Source organism: Dyadobacter subterraneus (genome assembly GCF_015221875.1).
GTDB lineage: Bacteria > Bacteroidota > Bacteroidia > Cytophagales > Spirosomataceae > Dyadobacter > Dyadobacter subterraneus.
This window is the reverse complement of record NZ_JACYGY010000001.1, coordinates 2248482-2271397: the sequence shown is the minus strand read 5'-3', so window position 1 is coordinate 2271397 and position 22916 is coordinate 2248482. Positions and strand designations below refer to the sequence as shown.

The following is a 22916-nucleotide window of genomic DNA, read 5'->3' as shown; positions in this document are numbered from 1 at the left end:
TTTATGTCTGTACCCTACAACCCGTTTGAGCTTTTAAATCTTCCGCTGATAAAAGAGTTGCTCCGAAAAAATACTAATTTCCTGGTAGTCCAGCGTCTGCAATGGCCAGGGATTCCAAATAAAAAGGGATTTATTGCAACGCCTTATCAGCAGCAGAAAGCAGCTCGAGAGCACGAGCAAAAACTGGATTCAAATGAAGGCCGTATGATTGATTTGCAATTTGAGCTGGATAAGATTTTAGCACTGATTGAAAGCCCTAAATATCTTCTCTTTTTAAATGCTTACCGAGACCTTGATTGGCAGGACAAAATTTTGAAGCATTACCAGAAAAACATCCTTTCAAAATTAGAAATAAGCACCCAGATTCAGGCCATAGAGGATGTTAGTATTGATCTTAGCTTTAAGTTTGGAAAGTTAACGGCATCAATTCAGTTTGGAGAATCAATCCAAGAATTTGGTTTGCTGGATTTAATTAAATAGACGTCTTAAATAATAATTAATTTTATGATGGGCCAATTGTTGTTCAATGAACCTCAAAAAAATACTAATTTGCAGAATCAAAATATTACTCAACAACAATTTAGATAATGAATGACAGTGGTTTTGAATCATCCAGCATCCGGCAGTTGCTGTTAAAGGTTACTGGAATCAATATTTTAAGTATAAAAACCCACGGAGACAACATTTCGAATCAGGATGAAGATCCGCTCCTTTTGATTCATTTCACTTCCAATAATTATCCTGAAAAAGTATATGAAATGACTATCAGTAAATCAGCTTTGAACAAGCTATGCGAAGCGGACATGACTGTTTTCAAAGATTACTTCGAGAAATTTGCTTCTACCCAAGTTATCTGAGCAATTTGCATGTTTAGGTTTCAAATTCTTTATGCCAAGATTTTTAAAAGTTTTTCACTTACTGTGTCTACCGCCAAAAAAACAGGGAAGCCAGACAGATACCTGTTGCCAAACAAGCATTAAGGAAGCGGTTACTTCATATTAATCAGTGTTGTTTGATCACTATTGCATCATATTGATATATATCTGAAAACCACAACATTTTGCCAATTCACTTAACATGGGCTGCAACTACGTAGAAGATCTTCTTTTCAATGGCGCTGTGCAACGGGCAGACTCAAATTTTATTGAACACTCATCCCTGACTTAATCCTCTCATAAAATTCTACTCACCCTTAATCAAGCTGCTTCCTATATTGAAGGAAAAACAAATCAATTAGCACCATGGACATCGGTAAATTAATCAAGCGCATTCTCTCATTATTCAAATCCAATTCAGCACTTTGGCAGGGTGTACCCCTAATCAACATCTATTGCCTACGGCTTTTATACACATTAATGTTCTTGGTCCTTGGCAAGGATGTCTGGACTTACATCTTCACACATACAGGCGGCTGGGAACCAAATAAAGCTATGGCCTTTTCTGTGTGGGCCTCTTTTTCGTTGTTGGCTTTTTTAGGCATTCTTCAACCACTTAAACTGCTTCCCATTTTGCTATTGGAAATTGTATATAAGCTCATCTGGTTAATCCTTGTAGCCTACCCCTTATGGCTTTCAGGTAATTTGGAGGGTTCTTCCGCCGAAGGAATGACAGCCGCATTTGCCTGGGTCCTCTTACCAATCCTTTTTGTGCCTTGGAAACATGCATTCAAAACATATGTTTTACCTGAAAAACGGGATTATTCTATATGAATCTTCCATTTAGCAATTATACATCTCCCTGCTTCATACAGGGTAAGGATCTAGCCATATTGTCATCCACTTGTAGAATTTCTAACTACTTTAATTATATCACCATGCTGTTTGCACTGAAAGACTTTGACATTAATTTACAACAGTGATAGTGACCTACTAACATGTAATGCAAAAAGAATAAATTAGCATTTGCCACTTGCAAAAATCCCACAAAATATAAGTTATATTGTCTGTTCAAAACAATTTTCGCAACTTTGGTCAAGCAGATAATTCGGTTACTTTGACTTAAAACGATTTTCAATGTTATTCCAAGCCGACGACTTTGAGGTGGAGTTTGAAAGCATGACTGTCGCTGTCAAAGTGATGGATATGGCAGGCAGAACCGTCTTTCAGCTTAATTTTCCTGATGGCAGAAAACCCTTGATGATCAGCAGGGCCAAAGCTTTTGATGGCCGTAAGGTCTGGATGTCAATTCCGGAAGGCAGGCAAGCGGAAGCCATTCCTATTGGCGCGAAAATTGTTGAACATTTCCTGAATCTTAAAAAGGACTGATTATGTGTTACTACAACGGTCAGAAAGTGACCAGAGCCGAATATATACAACTGCTTCAAATCGAGAAGGCAGTCAAGGACTATGAATTTTTGAACCAGTCTGTTACCCTGGCTTTTGACTACGGTAAGATTGCAGTTCTCAAACCCCGTTACACGCGTGATAATTTCGACATTGTCCAGATGGAGTGGAGCCTATTGCCCGGTTATGTAAAGAACCGTGATCAGGTACAGAAATTCAGAAAAGGATATAAAAAGAAAGATGGCAGCTGGCAGAATGGCTACGATACCCAAAACGCTAAGGGGGAAGAGCTTTTATTTGCAGGTAAAATGTACCGCGAAGCTGCTATTGAGCGAAGATGTTTAATTTTATCATCGGGCTTTTACGAGTGGCGCCACGTTTTTCATCTAAATAAACGCACCGGTGAACCCAAGAAAACACCTGAAAAATATCCGCATTACATAGGTGTTAAAGAACACTCCTATTTTTATCTTGCAGGGATCTGGCAGGTTTGGACCGATCAGGACACTGGGGAAACAGTCGATACGGTAAGCCTTGTTACAACCAGGGCCAATGAGTTGATGGCAAAGATTCATAATTCCAAAGAAAGAATGCCAACCATCCTTCCCGATGCGCTCGCCTGGGAGTGGATTATGGATGATCTGGATGAAGAAAGGATTACTCAGCTTGCAACCTATCAGTTTCCGGCCGAACAAATGGAAGCATGTACGGTGCAGAAAGATTTTCTTAAAAATGAGGATCCAACTGTGCCGTTTATTTATGAGGATCTGGCTGCTTTGCATAAGCCTACTCCTCCTGCACAAACATCATTGTTTTAATAGCTAACCTTACTTAGAGTTAAAAAAAGGATTTCTATTTTGTTAAATAGGTAGACCTCATATTCGCAATTGCGATTTTTTCACTTGGAAGCCCCACACTATCATTTGATTATAAATTAGTTAAGTCCAGCAATATTTAATAAAACAACCTAGGAAAATCCGCTAACCGGAACAATTCGATTCCTGTTAGAGTTTGCAATTTGTCCGCTCTTGATGTAAGAATATGAAACATACTATCCACAAACATAAAGAGCTCCTGCAAGACCTTACAATTGAAGTGAACGACGTAACCAATGGGTTTGCAGTTAAAATTAATGATCAGATAAAAAAAGAAGCTTTTACCAATGAGCATTTTCGGTCCGATTACATTATTATGTGCCTGGTTAATTCCGGTAACCTGACTATCAGCCTGGATTTGAAGAAATTCGATATTCCCGCCAACGGATTTATTTTTGCATCACCCAACAACCTTAAACAATTCCTGCACGCCAGCGAGAATGCAAGGGTTACGCTCGTTAGTTTTACAGGGGATTTTTTAAACAAAATCGGGATTTCGACTCTAAAACCTGAGCTGTTCGAGTATTTTTCCAGCCAGCTTTCTCCCTATTGGCAACTCGACGAGAAAGCCGCGGAGGTGGTCCGCACCCTGATTCAGGATCTTGAACGCCGAAATCATGCGGCCAAAATACATCCATTTGGAAAAGAGTTACTGTTCAGCTCATTTCAGACTTTCCTGTATGAGGTTGCCGGATTAAGTAAAATTTATTCTGAGCCGGTAAGCGCTTATGTTTCAAGGAAAGAAAACATTGTTATGGAGTTTTTACAACTTGCTCAAAAGCACATTTCCAAACACAGAACCGTGACCACTTATGCTGAAATGCTAAGCCTGACACCTAAATACTTAACGGAAACTGTCAAGGAGATTACCGGCAAGAATGCCGGCGAAATGATTGACGATCTGGTAATGCTGGAAGCCAAATATCTGTTGAATAATCCCTCGTTGAGTATTGGACAGGTCACAGACCTTCTAAATTTTAGTGATCAGTCTTTTTTTGGAAAATTCTTCAAACGCCACCAGGGTATATCGCCAAAAGCATATCGAAAATCGCTCTGAAAAACTTCCCTTTAAGACCAATCAGGTTGAAATAAAAAATAGATTTTTTTAAAATTCCCGCTACAAGAAGTCGCTTTGTTTATTATCACTTAAATGAAATAAGTTATCTTCAATACACTTATTTCATTATTTTCAAATTTCAATTTTCTGCCTTTTATCTTTCTGCTTTTTCCACCCAAAGACAAAATCCGACTTTCAGACCAATTTCACCGATCTTCAAGCCTTTTAAATTCCTGCCTGGCGGTTCACCTTTGCAGACAACTTTTAAGGTAAATAATTTATACAAAATGAAAAAACATTACTTCGCAGGTATGGCTGTTCTGCCGCTCTCCCTCCTTGCGACATTGACCTTATTATCCGGCTGCGGGGCCAAAGAAGAAAAGAAAATAAAATCAGATGCCGTAAAAGTATCTATACTGGAAATTCAAAATCACGGGTATTCCGAGGAGCTTAGCTTTTCGGGTACAATCCAGGCCGAAAATTCGGTTCAGATCGGATTTTCAGTACCCGGCACCGTTCAGGCTGTTAAGGTAAATGAAGGTCAGCATGTCAATGCAGGCCAACTTTTAGCCACAATTGATGAAACCGAATATGCCAACGCACTCTTAATTGCTAACGCAGGTCTTGAACAAGCGGAAGATTTATTTAACCGACTGAACGGGCTGTACCAAAAAGGAAGTTTACCAGCGAAAGATTTTATTGATATAAAAACAAAACTTGCGCAGGCAAAGGCAAATAAAAACTTGTCTGTAAAGCGTGTTTCCGACACGAAGTTATACGCGCCCATGTCGGGAATTATCACAGCCAAATCCGTTGAGCGAGGCGCTATGGCCGCGCCTGGAGTTCCGGCATTTACAATTATTAAAACAGATCTGGTATATGCGCAGGTGACAGTTCCGGAAAGTGAAATTGGAAAAGTTGTGAAAGGTCAGACAGCAAAAGTTTTCGTATCGACACTTAATCAGGAGCTTACCGGAAAAATTGCAATTATCAATCCTCAGGCAGACCCGGTAACAAAATCATATTCAGTAAAAGTGCAACTGAAAAACCCCGGCAGAAAGCTGCTTCCCGGCATGATCACGCAAACTAAAATTTCCACAGGAAAATCGGTAGAAGCGATCACCATACCCTCAACCGCCGTGGTCCGGGATGCAGATGATATTACTTACGTCTTTGTAGCGGCATCGAATCAAAAAGTTGTCAGAAAAAGAATTACCGCCAGTGGCGTTCAGGGAAATGATGTGATTATCTCAGATGGCTTAAAGCAGGGCGACAAAGTTGTTGTGGCCGGCCAGACGCGTCTGAAAGACGGCTCTTCGGTGACGATGTAAAGTCATCTCTTTATCAAAAATATGCCAGTTTTTCCGCTCAGAATCTTTCCGGGCTGGCAGCAATCCTTGTAATCTAAATTTCTTTTTCGAGATGCAAAAACATAAAATGAACTTTATTGAAGCAGCCATGAAGTACAAGCAGGTGACCATTGTCGTCACTTTACTTCTGGTTTTGCTCGGCGCCAACGCGCTTTTGAATATGCCCCGCAGCGAAGATCCGAAAATTGATATGCCGGTTGCGATGGTTATGGCATTTTATCCCGGTGCAGATGAGCTGCAGATGGAAAAACAGGTAACAAACAAAATCGAACAATACCTTTTTTCTTTCGAAGAAATCAGGAAAGAAAAAACCAAGTCATCCACAAAAGATGGTCAGGTATTCATTACCGTCGAGCTCCACACCAGTGTAAAGGACCGGAAGAAATTCTGGTCCACATTGCAGCATGGATTAAACATGAACATGCGGTCAGCGCTTCCACAAGGCGTTTTAGGTCCAATTGTCAATAGTAATTTCGGGGACGTGGTGGCTCAGATGATCACCGTGTCCTCATCGCAGAGAAGTTATGCCGAAATTGAAAAATATTTGGATGATCTTGAAGATGGCCTCAAAACGATTCCCACTGTTTCAAAAATCAACAGAAGTGGCGGCCAGAAACAGCAGATCTATATCAAGGTTGACAACGGCAAATTACGTCAGTATGGTTTTGATGTAACTGTTCTTGCGAGGGCTTTGCAAATGCAAAATGTTACCGGCTATTCCGGTGAACTGACCATCGCGGCAAGCAACGTCCCCATCTTTGCCAACAGCCAGTACCGGACCGAGGCAGATATTGCCAACCAGATCGTTTTCAGTAATTCGGATGGAACGGTGATTCGCCTGAAAGATGTCGCGCAGATTGAGCGGAAGTATGAAGAAGTATCGTCGTATATCCGTATGGGTGATGACAAAGTGATGATGCTTAGTATTGAAATGCAGCCAGGAAATAACATTGTTCAGTTTGGCGATGTGGTTCAGGCAAAATTGAAAGAAGTAAAATCTACGTTTCCTGAGGATGTTAAAGTAACAACGATTGTGGATCAGCCCAAAGTCGTTGGAGACAGTATTTCGCACTTTATGGTTGAGTTTGGCATCGCGATCATGGCGGTTATTATGGTAGTTATGTTTTTGCTTCCGTTCCGCGTTGCCTCGATTGCTTCGGTGGCCGCTCCAATCTCCATCGCGATCACTTTCGGTATTATCAATATCATGGGCATTGAGCTGCATCAGGTGACGCTCGCAGCGCTGATCATCGTGCTTGGTATGGTGGTTGACAACGCGATCGTGGTGGTTGATAACTATATTGAAAAACTTGACGAAGGCGTCACCCCGTGGACAGCCGCCTGGCAATCAGCAACACAGCTTTCGCTTCCGATTTTCACAGCTACGCTAGCCATTATATTTGCCTTTGCACCGCTCGCGTTTTTCCTTGACGGGATCACAAAAGACTTTATCGCCGCATTACCTATGACAATTGCTGTTGCGTTGGTCGCCTCAATGCTTGTCGCTTTGCTTTTAACTCCTTACATGTGTTATGTTTTTATCAAAAAAGGGCTGAAACACCAGATCAGCGATCGTCCTATGAAGAAAAGCCTTTTGGATCATCTGCAAAATGCCTTTAATATAGGAGTCGAATTTTGTTTCCGTTGGCCCAGAGCCACAATGGCGGCAGCTGTTATATCTGTTTTTCTTGCGTTTCTGACTGCCGCAAATGTTGAACAGGAATTTTTTCCGAATTCAGAACGAAATCAGTTTAATGTAGAAGTCTGGCTACCAAGCGGAACCTCACTTCCGGCTACCGAAAATGTCGTCAAAAAAGTTGAAAATATTTTAAAAGAAGATAAAAGAGTTTCCGGACTTTCCAGTTTTATCGGTACCAGTTCCCCACGTTTTCAGATGACCTACGCACCTGAAACACCCAGAAGAAATTTTGCACAGATATTCATAACAACCATAGGTCCTGAGGCGACAAATGAAATGGTGAAGGAATATCTTGACAAATTCGATGGGCTGGTTCCCGACGGCTATGTCAGAGTAAAACAATTGAGTATGCAGGCAGGCTCCCCTATCGAAGTCAGGGTAATCGGAAATAACCTGAATGAACAAAAACAAATCGCCGGACAGATCAAAAATATTCTGGAAAAACAGGAAGGAACCAATTGGGTACGCAGTGATTATGAGCAGGATTATATGGGGGTAACACTCAAAATCAAGGAAGATGTTGCCACGCGCCTGGGCGTATCCAACCAGACGATCACTCAAACGCTGGGCGCCGGCCTGAAAGGTTATTCGGTTTCAACTTTATGGGAAGGCGACAAACCTGTTGACATTTTTATGCGCCTTGATGATGCCAGCAGGAAGGATTTCACCGATCTGGATAATCTTTATGTCAGCACACTTTATGGTGGAAAGGTACCATTGAAAGAAGTGGCAGAACTGGTTCCTGCATGGCATACGGGAACGCTCGCACACCGCAACGGGTTACGCACATTAACTATTCAGTCTGAGGCGCAGCTGGGTGTGAAAGCCTCTACTATCATGGCCCGCGCAATGCCGGAGATAGATAAACTGGAACTGCCGGAAGGTATCCGGATCGGGTATGGCGGAGAGCTGGAATCCAGCGGTGAAAGTGCTCCCGGAATGGGGATTTCACTAGGTGTGAGTTTGATTCTGATATTTTTGACACTGCTTTTCCAATTCAAAAATTTTGGGAAAACGATGATCATTCTGGCGACTTTCCCCTTAAGCTTGCTCGGCGCCTTTCTTGGACTTTACGTGACGGGCAATCCGATGGGATTTACTGCCTTCATGGGGATCATCAGCCTGATCGGTATCGTAGTGCGAAATGGAATTATTTTGGTCGATTATGCAGACGAGCTTGTGCTTGATCATGGTTATGCTATCAAAGCTGCAGCACTGGCCGCAGCCAAAAGAAGAATGCGCCCGATTTTTTTGACATCAGCCGCCGCAGCCGTAGGTGTTGTGCCGATGATCGTGAGCAAATCACCCATGTGGGGACCGCTTGGCAGTGTACTCGCATTTGGTTTGATCGTCTCGATGATCCTGACACTTTTTGTTGTTCCGGTACTCTATTACCGTTTCATCAAGCCAGTCCCGGATGCTGTTATGCCGACACCCGCAAATGAACAGATCCAGTACAAACCGTCACATGCTTAAAAGTTGATAATTTGGAATATAGTGTTGCTTAATTATTGTGGCAGCAGCTTGTCGCCACAATAATTTTCTTTCACCGAACTCCTGCTGGTCAACATTCATAAAAAAGGTTTCCCAAATAGCGTGTAGTGTAATTCATCATTGTAGGGGGCCGGTTTTCTGCCGCTTACAATTTTATACGCCGCACTTCAACTGGAAAACCGCCTACCCGAAATTCTCAAACAAATCGAAATTCACAAATGGGAAAATACTCTGCAATACTCAGGCATCTTGGCGCTGGATTTTTTTGCCTGCTTTTACTTTCGCAGCGCTCCGAAGCGCAGCAAAATATTTCACTGGCCCAGGCGCTTGAGCTGGCACGGACGCATAACAAAAAACTCAAATCCGCACAATGGGATATTGAAGCTGCAAAGGCCGTTCGGGAAGGAATCAATGGTGCAGACAAACCAATGATCGATGGCTCTGTGATGGGCTTTTATGTTGGAAAACCTCTTAATTCACTACTTCCCGAATATGGCGTAAGTCCTTCGGTCATTGTAAAGCAGTCAATTTACGCAGGCGGAAAAATAAAACTTGGGAAACAAGCCGCCGATAAGGGAATTGAAATTTATCAGGAGCAAAAAGTACTGGCAGAATCGGAGGTCATTTTCAACGTGCAGAAAGCCTACTGGCAAGTTGCAAGCATAAGCGAGAAAATTGTACTTGCCAAAACATTCAAGTCACTTTTAGAGTCACTTTTGAAGCAGCTTACCAACTCTTTTGACGCGGGGATGATTTACAAAAATGACATTCTCAGAGTTCAGGTTCAGCTTAACGAGGCTGAACTTAATCTGGTTAAGGCAAAAGACGGGCTGGTTATGTCAAAACTAAATCTCGCCCAGCAAATGGGTATGCCGGGCAATACGGAGATCACACTGGCCGACTCCATTGTTGGCACTTTCAACATACTGGCGGCGGATAGTTACCTGACCGCTGCTGAAAACCGCTCTGAAATCCGCCTGTTGAAAAGGGCACTCGAAGCACAGAGAATCCAGGAAAAACTTTTGAAAGCAGATTTCAAACCAACCGTAGGCTTACTTGCCAGCGGATTCGCAAGCATAGGCCCAAACATGAATTTTGAGAACGGCAACAACCTTCTTTCCTCCTATCTTGGGCTTGTCAGCGTGAGTATCCCGATCTGGGATTGGGGGCAAAAGGCGAGTAAGGTAAAAGAGCAGTCTTTCAAAGTACGTGCAAACCAGGTACAGATGGAGGAAACGCGTGAAATGATTTCTCTTGAAGCCCAGAATGCCTACCTACTTTTAAATCAGGCTGCTAAAAGAATAGATCTTTCACAGGTATCTGTGCAGCAGGCCAATGAAAATCTACGTTTGAACAATGATCGTTTTAGCTCAGGAACCGTTACCGGACAGGACGTTCTAGAAGCACAGACGCTCTGGCAACAGGCCAATAGTAACGTAATCGATGCGAAAGTTGAATATAAAATAAGCGAAGCGGCCTATCAAAAAGCAATCGGACACAACCAACAGTAGCTGCTTTATGCCCGTCATTCCGAAAACCAGGCCAGTTATTTTGTATTTGGACGACGAAATCCAGAACAGGATCTCTTTTAGTGCCATTTTTCGGCGCGACTACACGATAATTTTAACCAGTTCTATACAGGAAGCTTTTCAGATACTGGAATATGAACGGGTTGAAATTATCATTTGCAGTGAATATATCTGCCAAATGAAGGGCATCGATTTCCTGGAATTGACTTTCAGCAAATACCCGACTTGTTCACGCCTTCTTGTCTCAGACTATGCCAATACCGACCCCATGAACAAAGCGCAGATTTTCGGTTATCTGATAAAGCCGTGGGACGAAAAACTTCTAGGCAAGACTCTGGAAAAGGCGCACGAACTATTTACTATTAAAGAGACGATTTTTAAAAATTTTTGGTAAATTATTAACATCTTATATATGATGATTGAAACAGATCTGTGCATCGTCGGATCCGGCCCCGTCGCCCTATTTGCCGTTTACGAGGCCGGACAATTTGATATGCAATGCCATCTGATCGGGGAATATCCCGATCAGAAAGAGTCTGCGCCATCCGTTCAGCACGGACAATTAACAATGATTCTGATGGAAAAGATCACGGCTTATCGTCCAAGTTTTTCTTATGAAGAATGGATTGAAAATATCGTTCACATGAAAAATGAACATTACGTGATCACAACAAATAAAAAGACAAAGATCCTGTGTAAATCCTTACTATTTACAAATAAATCAGAGCCGTTTATCCAGGACTAATTTTACTTTGGACATCAAAAACCCGTCTGAGCCCTAGATTGTCAGCATGGAGCCTCATCCGCAGAAAATTCAAAATTTATCGAACTGTCTTATTGCTATCTATGAACCGGTTAATTAAGCTTGTAAAACAGAAAGGGAAAATCAAATCGGGCCTGATCTTTGATGAATTCCTACAATCTATTCTAATAATATGGACAGTATTGTCGTAACGGCAAGAAGTAACAAGGTTGCCATTATGTTGAGATTTCCTTTTTTTTCAAATTACACCGCAATGAAGAAACTCCTAAGTGTTTTTATCATTTTCATAACATCGCTCAATACCGTATTTGCACAAAATGACGGCCATCAATATCTAACAGTCGAGAAAGAGATTAACGCGGTGTACCAGAAAATCCTTCGGGAGTACAGCTCCGATAAGGAATTTATAAAGAATTTGAAGGCATCTCAGCGGCTTTGGATTCAATTTCGGGATGCAGAAATAAAAGCCAGGTACCCAAATCAAACTCCTGGTTACTATGGAAGTGTTTATGCCATGTGCGTCTCAAATTTAAAGACACAACTCACCAATGAAAGAATCAAAACACTGAAGGTATGGCTGGAAGGTATACAGGAAGGTGACATATGCTCCGGATCCATTAAAAGAAAAAATTAGCTATCAATAATTTTTATCGTCGTTACTATACATTGCTCCAACGAATAATCTTTACCAGTGGCTAACCAATTGCAAGTTTTGCACTGGTGAGAAACGCTACCGTTTTCATATCATAGCGGGGTGTGAAGGGAATTTCTTTCTTGACTGCTACAGCATGCTATTGTATTGAAAATGTTTGCGGGTCAGAAACTGCCGGTTGTATAACCGGTTGATATAGTTCAACAACACTTCCAGGTGTGAAACCATCAAATCCTGACTGAATTTATCAATGTTTGACTCATATTCCTGCTGGATGTTCTGTAATCCCCCGATCAGCATCGCTTACTTTTTCTGACAGGTGCAATGCTTCGTGTACGGATTAAGAAAAAAAACGTATTCCTTGATTTTTTTTACCAAGCGAATAATTCCGTATGAAATTCGGATGAAAATTCAGCCCACCGCCACAGGCTCCTGCATTACCTCAGCCACCGAAACCTGATTGGGTCCTAAAAGTGCCACCATTCCTGTGTCGCAATCGTAATACTGCTGCCCGTACTTGAGCTTATTGACCGCATTCCTTTAAACAAGATGCTGTAGAAGCTTGTAATCAGCCTGGTCTAGACTGAAATTTTTACCGTATCCAGTTCCATTACACTGATCAGCGGATGCATGGGCCTGGGCACACCCATAAACCGGTGCATTCTGAAATGGAACTGATTCGACAAGTGGTTTGCTGTCAGCCATGATCTAGAAATTATACGTGAGCTCAGTTGCAGATTCAGATAGTGCCCAGAGCCGTTTGGCAAGATCCACATCATATGATCTTTCGTTAGACTGCACAATCCCAGGTATTCCCCGCCTCGTAAAGCCGGATCGGTAGCCTTTCTGAGAATCGGCCAGGCACCCATTTCTACTTTTTGAGCGATAAATAAATTGGTAACTTTACCCAAAAGCCCCAGGTTCGCCTGCAGGTTTGTCGCCGTGAACCCGGATGCGCTGCGGTTGAAACCGCCTGAATACCATGCTGCTTGAATTGCCTGTCCAGCTCATAGGGAAAAAGCAAGTTGGCCAGTTTACTTTGCACGTAAGCTTTGTTGGTATCGAAGTCTTTATCAAAATTAATATCATCAAAATGGATATCTCCGTCAAATTTTTGTAGGGATGTTTTTTTTATGCATACCACGCTTTGGGTAGCTACCCGGGCGTTGGGTGTGGCTTTGAGCAAATCCAGCAGCAACCCCGTCAGAAGGAAAATGACCCAGGTGGTTGGTCGCGAATTGAGACTCAAACCCCGGTTTGGATAATTGGCGCTGTTTCGGATACATAATACCAGCGTTGCTGATTAAAATATCCAGCCTTTTGAATCTGCTATGAAACGCTTTTGAGAACGACTTCGCAGACTCGGTGGTTGGCTTGTACTTACCGGTGTAAAATACCGCCGTTCATTCTTTATTTATCCTCGGCAAACTCCCTCTTGATCTTCTCCCTGTGCTGCTTTCCCCAATCAACCAGCGACTCTACTACCTTTTCCAGCGTCTGGCTGTATGGGGTCAACTCATACTCAATCAGCACCGGGAAGCCGACCGCCACTTTTTTAAGCACAAAACCGTTTGCTTCCAGTTCTTTCAATTCGGCCGACAGCACGCGGCCTGATATACCGGCAATTTGCCTTTGTAATTCACTAAAACGCTTGTTCCCACGGGCAATGGATATGATGATCCGCAGCTTCCATTTACCACCAATGGCATACATGGCATCACCTACGGCATTCAAAATCACATTGCATTCTTCGGTGAATGCTTTATTGTTTCCCTGGCCCTCTTCTATTTTTTTCATAAGTAGTACGATATAATAAGCTGGTAACCTATTAGTAACAAGTAATAAAATGTAATCAAATATACTATAATTTTGCTCTCAACAAATTCATACAGCATTTATGAAAAGAGCAGATTCACAAAATCAGCAACCAAGCGATTGGGAATTCAATCAGTTAATAGAAACGATGTTACAGGATATTTATCTTTCGATGCCCTCGACAGGCGTCTATCCCTTTACGGTGATAAGGACTATCGGTACAGCGCTAATCAGTGGTGTGGTAGAACCCATGCCAATGCTGCGTTCACAGATACTGGTGTTGAGAAGAACTGATTTTGACTACTCCGATTTTACAGACTATGTGATAAATTCAAAAGAATACAACCGTATCCTTTCTGAAAATCGGGAAGCCTTTCTTGAAGCTTACCGGCTTAAATATCCGGACTTCACAGCCCTTGCCGCCTGGACAGAGCAGATTACAGCCTTTGGCATTGGAATACTTGGGCAACTTGCCGGGCAAAAGAACGTCAAGCTCACGCTCATTGAAACAGACTTGGATCAATGGGATACTCATTATGGACTCACTTACCGGAATCTGCAGGCTTACCAGGTTTTTGAAGCTAAGCCAATATTGTAAGTACTTGAAAAAAGATACCTCTACAATGGCCTGCGCACATTATTTAATTATCAATTGTCCTACTAAACAAAAAGGTCATGTCACAGCAAATTTTAAAAGACAAGGAAGAATTACGCAATCTAATCGATGCCTATGCTTATTTAGGTGATGAAAAAAAGATCTCTCAGCTAATGGATCTGTTCACTGATGATCTTCAATACAAAGTATATATGGGAAATGCCTTGGTGGTCGATGTTGAAGGCAGAGAAAACATGGAGAGAGATTTTGATGAACATTCTACTCAGGTAAAAACCTACTTCACTTTAAATGGGCAGCATACTGTCCAGATAGACGGACGTACCGCTACGGGTATTTCCTTCACACAGATCAAGATGGTCCGGGAAGCTGACGGAAAAGATAACATTACCGACTACAGTGTCAGATACGATGACCAGTATGTCTTCCAAGGTGAAAAATGGCTGATTAAGCAGCGTACTGCTCACTTTACGATCGTAGAAGCCAGGCCGTTTAATAGTTAATAATCCCAGATAAAAATACGCCAGGAAAGCTAAAAAAATCCTCACCGTTTCACTTACGGTGCTAACTACCGTGATGGTCGGTCTGAGCGGCCTTATGAAGGCCATACACCTGCCATGGTCGGTTGACGGTCTGGTCAAATTTAACTTACCCAAATCGGCAACAGTACTGGGATTGATGGAAATGAGCTTCATCTTATTGTTTGTTTTCCCAAAGACACTGCGCTTAGGCTTTATTCTTCTGTGTAGATATTTCGCAGGGGCGATGGCGACTGAATTGTCCCATCATGGATCCATGCTCAATCCTGCAGTTCCTTTGACATTGATCTGGATTCCCGCTTTTTTGCGAGATCCATCTTTGTTCACCGGTGTTCCAGTATCCGGAGTTCTTGAAAAGCAATGATTCTTTCCGACAAAGCTGCCCCTGTAACTACTTGGGAATAATAAGTTCACAACCCCGGTTCTGTTAAGAAAACGACAGGTACCGGGGTTAGTATGATTTAAAGTGCGATAAAGGGAATCGTCAATATTTCTTTCACCTAATACAAAGGGATTTAAATAAAACGAATGAAAGTCTTCGTTAGCAGCATTTACTCAATAGAAAATTCAGACAAATTCCGGGCTAAGTATTTGAAGTTTTGCGCATGCTACCTTTATATGGACAGGAAGTTAAGTGAAACTTTTATAACTTAACATTATGCCTGGAGAAAGAAGAGTATTTGATAAGGAGTTCAAACTGATGAGTGTTGAACTGAGCAATAGCCGCACAGATCTTGGTGCATTGGCAAAAGAATTGGACATTCCACCAGCGATGCTATACCGGTGGCTTAGAGAGTTCTCCGCAAAACAGAATGGCAGTTTTCCCTGCAATGGAAAGGTAATTTTGAGCGACAAGGAACAATAATTAGCTCGTTTAAGGAAAAACTTCGCGAAACCCAACTCGAACGCGATATCCTAAAATCCGTGTACAGCATATTGGCTGTTGAATAGCCAGAACAACTTAAGTTCGGCTCGAATAAATACCTTAATGTATTTTTCTGAACCAAGCCTCCCGCCTTTACTGGTACTTTGAGTCCTTCCTAAAATCTGGGCCGGAGCGTACCTTGCCCTTTCAAGGGTATTTGTTGAATAGCCTGGTGATCTTTATAGAATCCCGTACAGAAAAATCTTAACGAACCGCGTACGCTCCCAGAAGTCATTAACCAAAAACTGTTTATGGGATCACAGGAAATACCATTCAAAATCATTTATCCCCACGCTGCGGGAATTGATGTTGGTTCACGGAGTCACTTGGTGGCTATTGACCAAAACAAAGATAATGTTCGTGAATTTGGCGTTTACACCACAGACCATCAGAACTTAATCACCCATCTGCGCACCCATGGTATTACTACTATCGCTATGGAGAGCACCGGAAGTGTGCGACACGAAGTTGCACGTATTGAGTATGGATAAAATCCATTGGGTTAGTGCTCAAACCTATCTCCAATCCAAAGGGGCGTCATTGGTAACGATGGGGTCTGTTGCATGAGGATAAAGCCTAAGGCAAGGCTAAATCCTTTAGTCGAACCGGGCAAGGGGAAGACTGGAAGGGTGAATGAAAATGAACCTCTGATGAGGCCGCGTCATGCTCTGGTTACCGAAAACAAGGATTGATACGGTAATGATGGGATATATAGGAACATTCGGTGGTTCCGACGGATGGCAAGCACCCTAATCCCCGTGGTAAAAGAGGCACCCTAACCAGTCGCATCTCAAACGTGTGGAACGTGGTAACCCCAATGAGGTCCATAATTATGGTAGGTCTTACCGTGAGGAAAGACGGAATTCCTCAGTGGGAACAGGAAGACCCGAAAAGCGAAAGCCGGTACGCCGAAAGGCAAAGGGAATCAATAACCTGCCGGATAGGGCAATACTCAACCTGAAAAGGTGCAGACGCGGGTCTGGTGAATGACCCAAAGAATGAGTAATTAAATTTGAACGAAGTGACAAGTTAGATGCAAGGCGAAAACCTGGTAAACGGACACAATGGAGCAACACAATGGCATGCCATAAATTGGCGCAGCGTATTTCGTGTGCTTAAAAATTTAAGAGGCCGCATCTTTAGGGCTGCTAAGGAAGGCAACTATAAAAAGTTGCGCTCATTGCAAAAATTAATGCTTCGCAGCTATGCTAATATCGTAGTGAGCGTCCGCAAAGTGACACAAGTGAATGTTGGCAAGAACACTCCCGGAGTTGATAAGGCTATTGTAAAAACTGCTATTGAACGTGGAAAAATGGTAGATGACCTGTTATCACATCAGCCTTGGAAAGCTAAGCCTGCACGGCGAATCTACATCCCTAAAGCCAATGGGAAATACAGGCCCTTAGGTATTCCTGTGATCAAAGAAAGATGCCTTCAGACCATGATAGTCAATGCACTGGAGCCGGAATGGGAATCAAAATTTGAATCCAGCAGCTACGGCTTCCGGCCTGGCAGAGGTTGTCACGACGCAATTGAAAGAATTTACCGTTATGCACGGCCGAATTCCCTAAAACAATGGGTAATTGATGCCGACATCAAGGGTGCTTTCGATAACATTGATCATAACTTTCTGATAGAAAGGATCATAAACTTTCCTGGCAAAGCATTGATCAAACAATGGTTGAAGGCAGGATACATGGAAGGGAACGTTTTCTTCTCAACAGAAAAAGGTACTCCACAAGGAGGATGCTGCTCACCATTGCTGGCCAATATTGCCCTGCATGGAATGGAAGAAGTTATAGGTATGAAATATAACCGGGAAGGAACACGGACCTATGGGGAGCGCAAAGTTGTCAGATATGCTGATGACTTTGTTGTCTTTTGTGCAACAGAGAAAGACGCTCTGCAGACAGTAGTCTTATTACAACAATGGTTAAAAGAAAGAGGGCTTGAGCTTTCGCAGGAAAAAACACGCATCAGACATCTGACGGAAGGATTTGATTTTCTTGGGTTTAATATATGTATTTACCCAGTCAAGAACTCACGAACAGGATTTAAAACCCTGATCAAACCCAGCAGAAAATCCATCCTTAAAATCAGGGACCGTTTAAAGGAAGAATGGATGTCCATGAAATCACAAGGCATGGAAATAATCATAAGAAAACTTAACCCGATTATCAGGGGATGGGCTAATTACTTTCGCACCGGAGTGTCCAAAGAAATATTTGGAAAATTGGACATGTGGATGTTCACGCGACAGGTGCGGTATGTCAGAAGAATGCATCCAGAGAAGAACTATGCATGGAAACAAGCAAAATACTGGGGCAGATTAAATCTTGACCGCCAGGACTATTGGGTGTTCGGAGATAAAAAGACAGGAATGCACTTGTTAAAGTTCTCCTGGTTTAAAATTGAACGACATAGATTAGTGCAAGGCTTTGCATGTCCGGATGATCCAGGCATGACAATCTATTGGAGGGATCGTCAGAAAGCGAAAGCCTTCACCGAACTGGTGCCAAGCAAGCAAAGGATTGCAAAAAGTCAGAACTATCTGTGTCCGGTTTGCAAAACATCGCTTTTTAACGAAGAACAACTGCATGTACACCATGTGAAACCAAAAAGCCTCGGAGGAACTGACGCGTACAGTAATCTGAGATTGTTGCATGTCAATTGCCACCAACAAATTCACTCGAAACATCACACTGCCAGCAGCAACGAGTTAAAGCCAACGTAGTTAGTCATTTGCTTGAGCCGGATGTGTAGTAATGCACAAGTCCGGTTCTGAGGAGGGAAAGGAGCAGTGATGCTCCTGACCTATCCGACTATTGGCAAACTTTGTTCAATGCTTTACAGAAAGCCGGTTTTGAGGTATTGTTGGTTGGCGGTAACCAAACCAAAAATGTGAAGGGTCGTAAGACCGATGTGATCGACTGCAAGTGGATTCCAAAACTGCATGCGCTGGGACTTTTGTAAGGTAGTTTACTTTTGAGTGATACATTTCAGCAGCTACGCAGCTATTATTACCATCGTCTTCATCTGGTTCAGCAGTCAGCCCTTTACAGCAACAAGATGCAGAAATGTCTTCGGTTGATGAATATCCGGCTGGACGTTGTACTTAATGATATTACAGGACAATCCGGGATGGCTGTTATTGATGCAATATTGGCTGGAAATCGAGAGCCCGAATACTTAGCTGCCCAGATTAGTGTCCGTGTAAAGAAATCCCGTCAAGAAATTGCTGATGCATTGCATGGTTGGTGGCGAGAGGAATTACTCTTTGAATTAAGGGCCTGTCTGGATTTTTATCAACTATATGAACTCAAACTTAAAGAGTGCGATCAGGTGATCGAAACTTTTCTTATTAAATATGCTCCTTCCGTTGAAATATCCATGGAAGAGCAGAAGCAGTTGAAAAGCAGTAAGAAAGGGCAAATAACCATGCCCCATCTTTCAACTTGTCACATCTTTCCTATCAGTACTTCCAAACTGACTTGTTCGCTATATCTGAATTAGCTACAATGCGGTTTTGTGTATTTTGACAAATATGGGTCACGACATACACAAGTTTCCGACGGCCAAAAGCTTCTCATGCTGGCTTGGTCTTGTAACAAATATAAAATCAGCGTGGGCAAATTGATTGGTAACTGAATGCCTTCCGGAAAAAATTATATTGCCAAAGCATTGGGATAAGCAGCCAATTCAATCGGCAATCAGAAAGATCACGAACTAACGCCATTCTTCAAACGCGTTGCTTTCAAAAAAGGCTGACTTGCAGCTATTACGGCTACTGCGAGAAAGCTTGCAGTCATAATTTGGAACATGATTATCAAGGCCGAACCATATAGAAAGACTGAGGTTGAAAAAAATATTGAAAAGCAAAGAACGATCAAGTTGAAACATCTTGATAAAAGATTACATGCTCTTCAATTGACGAAAGAGGAACTGGAAAAATTAATTGTAAAACATTCTTTTTCAATGCTTTAAATCCGGTTGTACAAAAAAAGGCTGTCGGCATGCGATTCCCGGCATTTTCTCCAGGAGCGATGGCAAATATTCGGGTACATAAAGAATAACAGAAAATTATTTTCGATTGCGAAAAGGTGCACGGTATTTGAGGTAAGCAGGAGTAGGCTTTATATTTGGTTGAGCAACGAGTTATCGAATACAGCCATTGAAAACCAGATTCTTACTGAGAAAATCAGGGTTATTCATGGTATAAGTAAGTAAACATACGGAAGTCCCAGGATCACACAGGAATTGTACAAATTGGATGTAAAAGTTTCTTGTCTAAGGGTTGCCAGACTGATGAGGAAAGCAAAAATAAGGAGTATCGTTAAAAGGAAATTCCGTATCACAACAAATTCTGAGCATAAGTATCTGGATGCGGAAATAAGCTCAACAGGCAATTCAAAGTGGATAAAATAGCGACTGCGTGGGTATCTGACATCACCTACATTAACACAACCCAAGGCTGGCTATATCTCACTACAGTACTAGATTTGGCTGACAGGAAAGTAATTGGATGGTCACTAAGTTCAACAATGAAAGCTATTGCTACTGTGATACGTGCGTGAAAAATGGCTCAGAAAAATAGAACTATAACATCTGAGTTAATTTTCCATCGCACTGACCAGGGGATTCAGTATTCATGCAATGAATTCAAAAGTTTACTTGATAAAAATCCACTTGTAATTAGAAGCACGACAGGGCCACCTGGCGTCGTAAAGGAAATTGTTGGGATAATGTTGTTGCAGAGAGCTTTCGCATCGGCCGATTCCAAACTTTAAGAGTAGAATGTGTTATTAAAATAAGTTTGTCAATTAGCAGCAAGCGGCAGTGATAGTATTTGAATATATTGAAACCTGGCGGCGGCCGCTGCGGTACAATAAAAAAGGCTTCATTCTGCCTTGGGATATATGTCACCCAACGAATTTGAAGAACTTAAAAAATGCAGAAAATTGCGGCTTAACATTTTGTCCTCATTATTATTGCAATTCCACTGCCTGACATTAAAATTTGGTCAATTACAAAATTGTCCTTTATGGCTCTTTCTAACGTGCATAAACTAAACGTCACAGACAAAGAATTTCTTGATTTTTTATACAGCTCATCCAGTATCATAAGTGAAGCATCAGAACTTGAAAGTCAATTCAAAAAGTTATTTCATGCAAAAGAACCCGGAAGTCTACAAAAATGGATTGAACGAGCGATAAAGTCAGATTCAAGCCTGAAAACGTTTGCAAAAGGAATACTCCTGGATTATGAAGCTGTGAATCAGGCCGTCATATCGAGTATCAGTAACGGTCAAGTTGAAGGACAAGTAAATAAACTTAAAACCATTAAAAGAGAAATTTACGGTAGGGCTGGATTTGACCTTTTAAAGACAATGGTACTCGCAAATTAATTCACCAAAATTGACGAAGAACCCAACTTCTCCGAAATATCCAGGCCGTACACATATGCAATTTCTGACTTATCGAGAAGTGGTCTCAGAACCGTATCATGTAGTGTCATTTTTTCTGCTCAGCATAGTGGTTCCTGATTTCCGGAGCCGTTAGATTCACACAAATTGGAAATAGTAATTCAGCATTAGTTAAAATTCTTCGTTTTTTGAGACAAAACCCTCTTACTTGCTATGTCAATCTCATACAATACTTTTTCATTTTACCTTTTTTATATTGCATAATTTCTATACAGGCCTTATTAGTCCTCTCATTCACAAAATCATGACATCGTTATTTAATCGATTTATAAACGAAGTATAATAGCATGTTTTTGAACACAAGAAAAGTGGATTTGAACACGTAAGAGGCATTTAGTTGACTGAACTTTGCGTCAAAACTAAATGGTAAAATAATATGAAAATAGTTGTGACAGGTTCATTAGGGAATATCAGTAAGCCGCTTGTGGTGCAATTGATAAAACAAGGACATCACGTTACTGTAATCAGCAGTTCGCCCGCAAGGAAAGCAGAAATAGAGCAGTTGGGAGCATGGGCTGCCATTGGCGAGGTAGAGGATGATATTTTTCTAACTAAAACTTTTGAAGGTCATGATGCTGCCTACTGTATGATCCCACCCTTTAACTTTTTCGGAGATCAGAATCTTGATTATCGAGAACAGGCATTAAATATTAGTACAAATTATCTTCAGGCAATTCAAAAAGCTGGTATAAAAAAAGTAATTCATCTGAGCAGTGTAGGTGCAGAAAAACAGACTGGGGTCGGGGTATTGGTTTTTCACTATATTGCAGAAAGTGTTTTTAAACGACTTTCTCCAGACATATCTGTTACTCATCTTCGGCCAGGATCTTTCGATTATAATTTGTATGCCTTTATGGATATGGTTAAGGGCAAAGGTTTTTTGGAAGGTATTATCGGGAAATTGTTCTACCTTAAACATTATGGTCTCAAAGGTCTTGTGAAAGGATATTCCGGAATTATATTGTCGAATTATGGAGCAACCGACAAAATCGCTTGGGTGTCTCCCAATGATATTGCAACCACCATTGCAGAGGAAATTAACACTCAACAAAAAGGGAGAAAAGTGAGGTATGTTGCCAGTGAAGAACTCACATGTCAGGAAATAGCCTCTGTTTTGGGTAACGCCATCGGAAAGCCGTACTTAAAATGGGTGCTTATTAGCGACAAACAAATGAGCGACGCATTCAAAAAAATAGGGGCATCAGAAAAAATCGCCAAAGAATTTACAGAAATGAATGTTGCGATGCATGATGGCAGTTTGTTTGAGGATTACTTCAAAAGCAGACCAGCCATTTTTGGCAGGGTGAAAATTAAAGATTTTGCGAAAGAATTCGCCTTAAAATACAAAGAGCAATGAGACATCTATTTCTATCAATTCTATTCTTTAATTTTTCAACAATGTTATTTTCACAATCAAAAGCCGATGATATCGTTGGTGTATGGTATAGCCCTGTAAAAGAGGGCAGTGTGCAGATATTTAAGAGCGGTAAAAACTATTACGGCAAACTAATCTATTTAAAACATTCTGTCGATAATGATGGAAAACCCGTTTTAGATGTAAATAATCCTGACAAAGAAAAGCGGAAAATGCCATTGGTAGGAATCTTTTTGTTAACAGAAATTATATTTAATGATAAGAAGAACAGCTGGAAGGGAAAGCTTTATGATTATGATGGGAAAAAGGGAAATACCTATGATTCTTATCTTACCGTCACCAAAAATGGCGACCTAAATATCAAAGGCTTTTGGGGACTTTCTTTCTTCGGATTAAATCCCGGACTTACTTTGGAAAGAGTTGATGTGGAATAATCTTATTTTTAG

At 41.6% G+C, this 22916-nt stretch carries 28 protein-coding genes and 1 pseudogene; 25 read left to right on the top strand and 4 right to left on the bottom strand.

Annotation, left to right across the window (positions count from 1 at the left end):
* Positions 1 to 3 precede the first annotated feature (3 nt).
* The 12 genes from IEE83_RS09445 to IEE83_RS09390 all read left to right on the top strand — a co-directional run bounded on the left by IEE83_RS09445 (position 4) and on the right by IEE83_RS09390 (position 11703).
* Positions 4 to 480, top strand: coding sequence for a hypothetical protein (locus IEE83_RS09445; RefSeq protein WP_194120340.1), 477 nt, complete (start codon positions 4 to 6; stop codon positions 478 to 480).
* 107 nt (positions 481 to 587) lie between these two features.
* The gene (locus IEE83_RS09440) at positions 588 to 857 is read left to right on the top strand and encodes a hypothetical protein (protein ID WP_194120339.1); all 270 of its coding nucleotides are present in this window, start codon (positions 588 to 590) and stop codon (positions 855 to 857) included.
* Between the two features lie 384 nt (positions 858 to 1241).
* Positions 1242 to 1709 (top strand): hypothetical protein, encoded by a 468-nt coding sequence (locus IEE83_RS09435; protein WP_194120338.1) that lies wholly within the window; start codon positions 1242 to 1244, stop codon positions 1707 to 1709.
* A gap of 303 nt (positions 1710 to 2012) precedes the next feature.
* The gene (locus tag IEE83_RS09430; protein WP_194120337.1) at positions 2013 to 2264 is read left to right on the top strand and encodes a hypothetical protein; all 252 of its coding nucleotides are present in this window, start codon (positions 2013 to 2015) and stop codon (positions 2262 to 2264) included.
* A 2-nt stretch (positions 2265 to 2266) separates the two neighbouring features.
* Positions 2267 to 3100, top strand: coding sequence for an SOS response-associated peptidase (locus tag IEE83_RS09425; protein ID WP_194120336.1), 834 nt, complete (start codon positions 2267 to 2269; stop codon positions 3098 to 3100).
* A gap of 223 nt (positions 3101 to 3323) precedes the next feature.
* Entirely contained in the window at positions 3324 to 4214 is an 891-nt protein-coding gene (locus tag IEE83_RS09420; protein WP_194120335.1) for a helix-turn-helix domain-containing protein, read from the top strand.
* Positions 4215 to 4501: 287 nt separating this feature from the next.
* On the top strand, positions 4502 to 5545 hold the full coding sequence (locus IEE83_RS09415; protein WP_194120334.1) for an efflux RND transporter periplasmic adaptor subunit: 1044 nt from the start codon (positions 4502 to 4504) through the stop codon (positions 5543 to 5545).
* Positions 5546 to 5636: 91 nt separating this feature from the next.
* A complete protein-coding gene (locus tag IEE83_RS09410; RefSeq protein WP_228101747.1) occupies positions 5637 to 8759 on the top strand; it encodes an efflux RND transporter permease subunit in 3123 nt (1040 codons plus the stop codon).
* A gap of 236 nt (positions 8760 to 8995) precedes the next feature.
* Positions 8996 to 10288 (top strand): TolC family protein, encoded by a 1293-nt coding sequence (locus tag IEE83_RS09405; protein ID WP_194120333.1) that lies wholly within the window; start codon positions 8996 to 8998, stop codon positions 10286 to 10288.
* A 7-nt stretch (positions 10289 to 10295) separates the two neighbouring features.
* On the top strand, positions 10296 to 10700 hold the full coding sequence (locus IEE83_RS09400) for a response regulator (RefSeq protein WP_194120332.1): 405 nt from the start codon (positions 10296 to 10298) through the stop codon (positions 10698 to 10700).
* A gap of 18 nt (positions 10701 to 10718) precedes the next feature.
* Entirely contained in the window at positions 10719 to 11051 is a 333-nt protein-coding gene (locus IEE83_RS09395) for an NAD(P)/FAD-dependent oxidoreductase (protein WP_194120331.1), read from the top strand.
* Between the two features lie 271 nt (positions 11052 to 11322).
* Complete coding sequence (locus tag IEE83_RS09390) at positions 11323 to 11703, top strand: lysozyme inhibitor LprI family protein (protein WP_194120330.1); 381 nt, start codon at positions 11323 to 11325, stop codon at positions 11701 to 11703.
* Between the two features lie 147 nt (positions 11704 to 11850).
* Here the strand turns inward: IEE83_RS09390 and IEE83_RS09385 are convergent, their stop codons facing one another.
* The 4 genes from IEE83_RS09385 to IEE83_RS09370 all read right to left on the bottom strand — a co-directional run bounded on the left by IEE83_RS09385 (position 11851) and on the right by IEE83_RS09370 (position 13518).
* Positions 11851 to 12021: a hypothetical protein gene (locus IEE83_RS09385; RefSeq protein ID WP_194120329.1), complete on the bottom strand. Its 171-nt coding sequence runs from the start codon at positions 12019 to 12021 to the stop codon at positions 11851 to 11853.
* 278 nt (positions 12022 to 12299) lie between these two features.
* Positions 12300 to 12632, bottom strand: a complete 333-nt coding sequence (locus IEE83_RS09380; protein ID WP_228101746.1) for a hypothetical protein — start codon at positions 12630 to 12632, stop codon at positions 12300 to 12302.
* On the bottom strand, positions 12593 to 12970 hold the full coding sequence (locus tag IEE83_RS09375) for an SDR family NAD(P)-dependent oxidoreductase (RefSeq protein WP_194120327.1): 378 nt from the start codon (positions 12968 to 12970) through the stop codon (positions 12593 to 12595). Before IEE83_RS09375 ends, IEE83_RS09380 begins: the two co-directional genes overlap by 40 nt.
* A gap of 161 nt (positions 12971 to 13131) precedes the next feature.
* On the bottom strand, positions 13132 to 13518 hold the full coding sequence (locus tag IEE83_RS09370; protein ID WP_194120326.1) for a winged helix-turn-helix transcriptional regulator: 387 nt from the start codon (positions 13516 to 13518) through the stop codon (positions 13132 to 13134).
* Positions 13519 to 13618: 100 nt separating this feature from the next.
* Here IEE83_RS09370 and IEE83_RS09365 point away from each other — a divergent pair, with 100 nt between their 5' ends.
* The 13 genes and pseudogenes from IEE83_RS09365 to IEE83_RS09310 all read left to right on the top strand — a co-directional run bounded on the left by IEE83_RS09365 (position 13619) and on the right by IEE83_RS09310 (position 22904).
* Positions 13619 to 14134, top strand: a complete 516-nt coding sequence (locus tag IEE83_RS09365; RefSeq protein ID WP_194120325.1) for a hypothetical protein — start codon at positions 13619 to 13621, stop codon at positions 14132 to 14134.
* A 77-nt stretch (positions 14135 to 14211) separates the two neighbouring features.
* A complete protein-coding gene (locus IEE83_RS09360) occupies positions 14212 to 14652 on the top strand; it encodes a nuclear transport factor 2 family protein (RefSeq protein WP_194120324.1) in 441 nt (146 codons plus the stop codon).
* A gap of 58 nt (positions 14653 to 14710) precedes the next feature.
* Positions 14711 to 15052, top strand: a complete 342-nt coding sequence (locus IEE83_RS09355) for a DoxX family protein (protein WP_310588491.1) — start codon at positions 14711 to 14713, stop codon at positions 15050 to 15052.
* A gap of 294 nt (positions 15053 to 15346) precedes the next feature.
* Positions 15347 to 15553 carry a transposase gene (locus IEE83_RS09350; RefSeq protein ID WP_194120323.1) on the top strand — a complete coding sequence of 69 codons (207 nt, stop codon included), beginning with the start codon at positions 15347 to 15349 and terminating at the stop codon, positions 15551 to 15553.
* A 311-nt stretch (positions 15554 to 15864) separates the two neighbouring features.
* Complete coding sequence (locus IEE83_RS09345; RefSeq protein WP_194120322.1) at positions 15865 to 16104, top strand: hypothetical protein; 240 nt, start codon at positions 15865 to 15867, stop codon at positions 16102 to 16104.
* 542 nt (positions 16105 to 16646) lie between these two features.
* Entirely contained in the window at positions 16647 to 18347 is a 1701-nt protein-coding gene (ltrA, locus tag IEE83_RS09340) for a group II intron reverse transcriptase/maturase (protein ID WP_194120321.1), read from the top strand.
* A 101-nt stretch (positions 18348 to 18448) separates the two neighbouring features.
* Positions 18449 to 18586: a hypothetical protein gene (locus tag IEE83_RS09335; RefSeq protein WP_194120320.1), complete on the top strand. Its 138-nt coding sequence runs from the start codon at positions 18449 to 18451 to the stop codon at positions 18584 to 18586.
* Positions 18587 to 18598: 12 nt separating this feature from the next.
* Positions 18599 to 19126: a hypothetical protein gene (locus IEE83_RS09330; protein ID WP_194120319.1), complete on the top strand. Its 528-nt coding sequence runs from the start codon at positions 18599 to 18601 to the stop codon at positions 19124 to 19126.
* A 726-nt stretch (positions 19127 to 19852) separates the two neighbouring features.
* Positions 19853 to 20038, top strand: a pseudogene (locus IEE83_RS33565) (IS3 family transposase); the annotation flags it as partial.
* On the top strand, positions 20026 to 20187 hold the full coding sequence (locus tag IEE83_RS33560) for a DDE-type integrase/transposase/recombinase (RefSeq protein WP_369009345.1): 162 nt from the start codon (positions 20026 to 20028) through the stop codon (positions 20185 to 20187). The pseudogene IEE83_RS33565 and the gene IEE83_RS33560, both read left to right, overlap by 13 nt.
* 467 nt (positions 20188 to 20654) lie before the next feature.
* On the top strand, positions 20655 to 21017 hold the full coding sequence (locus IEE83_RS09320; RefSeq protein ID WP_194120317.1) for a transposase: 363 nt from the start codon (positions 20655 to 20657) through the stop codon (positions 21015 to 21017).
* A gap of 454 nt (positions 21018 to 21471) precedes the next feature.
* Entirely contained in the window at positions 21472 to 22452 is a 981-nt protein-coding gene (locus IEE83_RS09315) for an NmrA family NAD(P)-binding protein (protein WP_194120316.1), read from the top strand.
* Between the two features lie 41 nt (positions 22453 to 22493).
* Positions 22494 to 22904, top strand: coding sequence for a DUF2147 domain-containing protein (locus IEE83_RS09310; RefSeq protein ID WP_194120315.1), 411 nt, complete (start codon positions 22494 to 22496; stop codon positions 22902 to 22904).
* Positions 22905 to 22916: the final 12 nt, after the last annotated feature.

Coding starts and splice junctions, on each gene's coding strand:
- IEE83_RS09425 (WP_194120336.1), top strand. CDS start 2,267: ATGTGTTACTACAACGGTCAGAAAGTGACCAGAGCCGAATATATACAA.
- IEE83_RS09370 (WP_194120326.1), bottom strand. CDS start 13,518: ATGAAAAAAATAGAAGAGGGCCAGGGAAACAATAAAGCATTCACCGAA.
- IEE83_RS09345 (WP_194120322.1), top strand. CDS start 15,865: ATGGGATCACAGGAAATACCATTCAAAATCATTTATCCCCACGCTGCG.
- IEE83_RS09400 (WP_194120332.1), top strand. CDS start 10,296: ATGCCCGTCATTCCGAAAACCAGGCCAGTTATTTTGTATTTGGACGAC.
- IEE83_RS09420 (WP_194120335.1), top strand. CDS start 3,324: ATGAAACATACTATCCACAAACATAAAGAGCTCCTGCAAGACCTTACA.
- IEE83_RS09435 (WP_194120338.1), top strand. CDS start 1,242: ATGGACATCGGTAAATTAATCAAGCGCATTCTCTCATTATTCAAATCC.
- IEE83_RS09415 (WP_194120334.1), top strand. CDS start 4,502: ATGAAAAAACATTACTTCGCAGGTATGGCTGTTCTGCCGCTCTCCCTC.
- ltrA (WP_194120321.1), top strand. CDS start 16,647: ATGCAAGGCGAAAACCTGGTAAACGGACACAATGGAGCAACACAATGG.
- IEE83_RS09315 (WP_194120316.1), top strand. CDS start 21,472: ATGAAAATAGTTGTGACAGGTTCATTAGGGAATATCAGTAAGCCGCTT.
- IEE83_RS09350 (WP_194120323.1), top strand. CDS start 15,347: ATGCCTGGAGAAAGAAGAGTATTTGATAAGGAGTTCAAACTGATGAGT.
- IEE83_RS09445 (WP_194120340.1), top strand. CDS start 4: ATGTCTGTACCCTACAACCCGTTTGAGCTTTTAAATCTTCCGCTGATA.
- IEE83_RS09440 (WP_194120339.1), top strand. CDS start 588: ATGAATGACAGTGGTTTTGAATCATCCAGCATCCGGCAGTTGCTGTTA.
- IEE83_RS09310 (WP_194120315.1), top strand. CDS start 22,494: ATGTTATTTTCACAATCAAAAGCCGATGATATCGTTGGTGTATGGTAT.
- IEE83_RS09405 (WP_194120333.1), top strand. CDS start 8,996: ATGGGAAAATACTCTGCAATACTCAGGCATCTTGGCGCTGGATTTTTT.
- IEE83_RS09385 (WP_194120329.1), bottom strand. CDS start 12,021: ATGCTGATCGGGGGATTACAGAACATCCAGCAGGAATATGAGTCAAAC.
- IEE83_RS09360 (WP_194120324.1), top strand. CDS start 14,212: ATGTCACAGCAAATTTTAAAAGACAAGGAAGAATTACGCAATCTAATC.
- IEE83_RS09390 (WP_194120330.1), top strand. CDS start 11,323: ATGAAGAAACTCCTAAGTGTTTTTATCATTTTCATAACATCGCTCAAT.
- IEE83_RS09320 (WP_194120317.1), top strand. CDS start 20,655: ATGGCTCTTTCTAACGTGCATAAACTAAACGTCACAGACAAAGAATTT.
- IEE83_RS09365 (WP_194120325.1), top strand. CDS start 13,619: ATGAAAAGAGCAGATTCACAAAATCAGCAACCAAGCGATTGGGAATTC.
- IEE83_RS09395 (WP_194120331.1), top strand. CDS start 10,719: ATGATGATTGAAACAGATCTGTGCATCGTCGGATCCGGCCCCGTCGCC.
- IEE83_RS09410 (WP_228101747.1), top strand. CDS start 5,637: ATGCAAAAACATAAAATGAACTTTATTGAAGCAGCCATGAAGTACAAG.
- IEE83_RS09430 (WP_194120337.1), top strand. CDS start 2,013: ATGTTATTCCAAGCCGACGACTTTGAGGTGGAGTTTGAAAGCATGACT.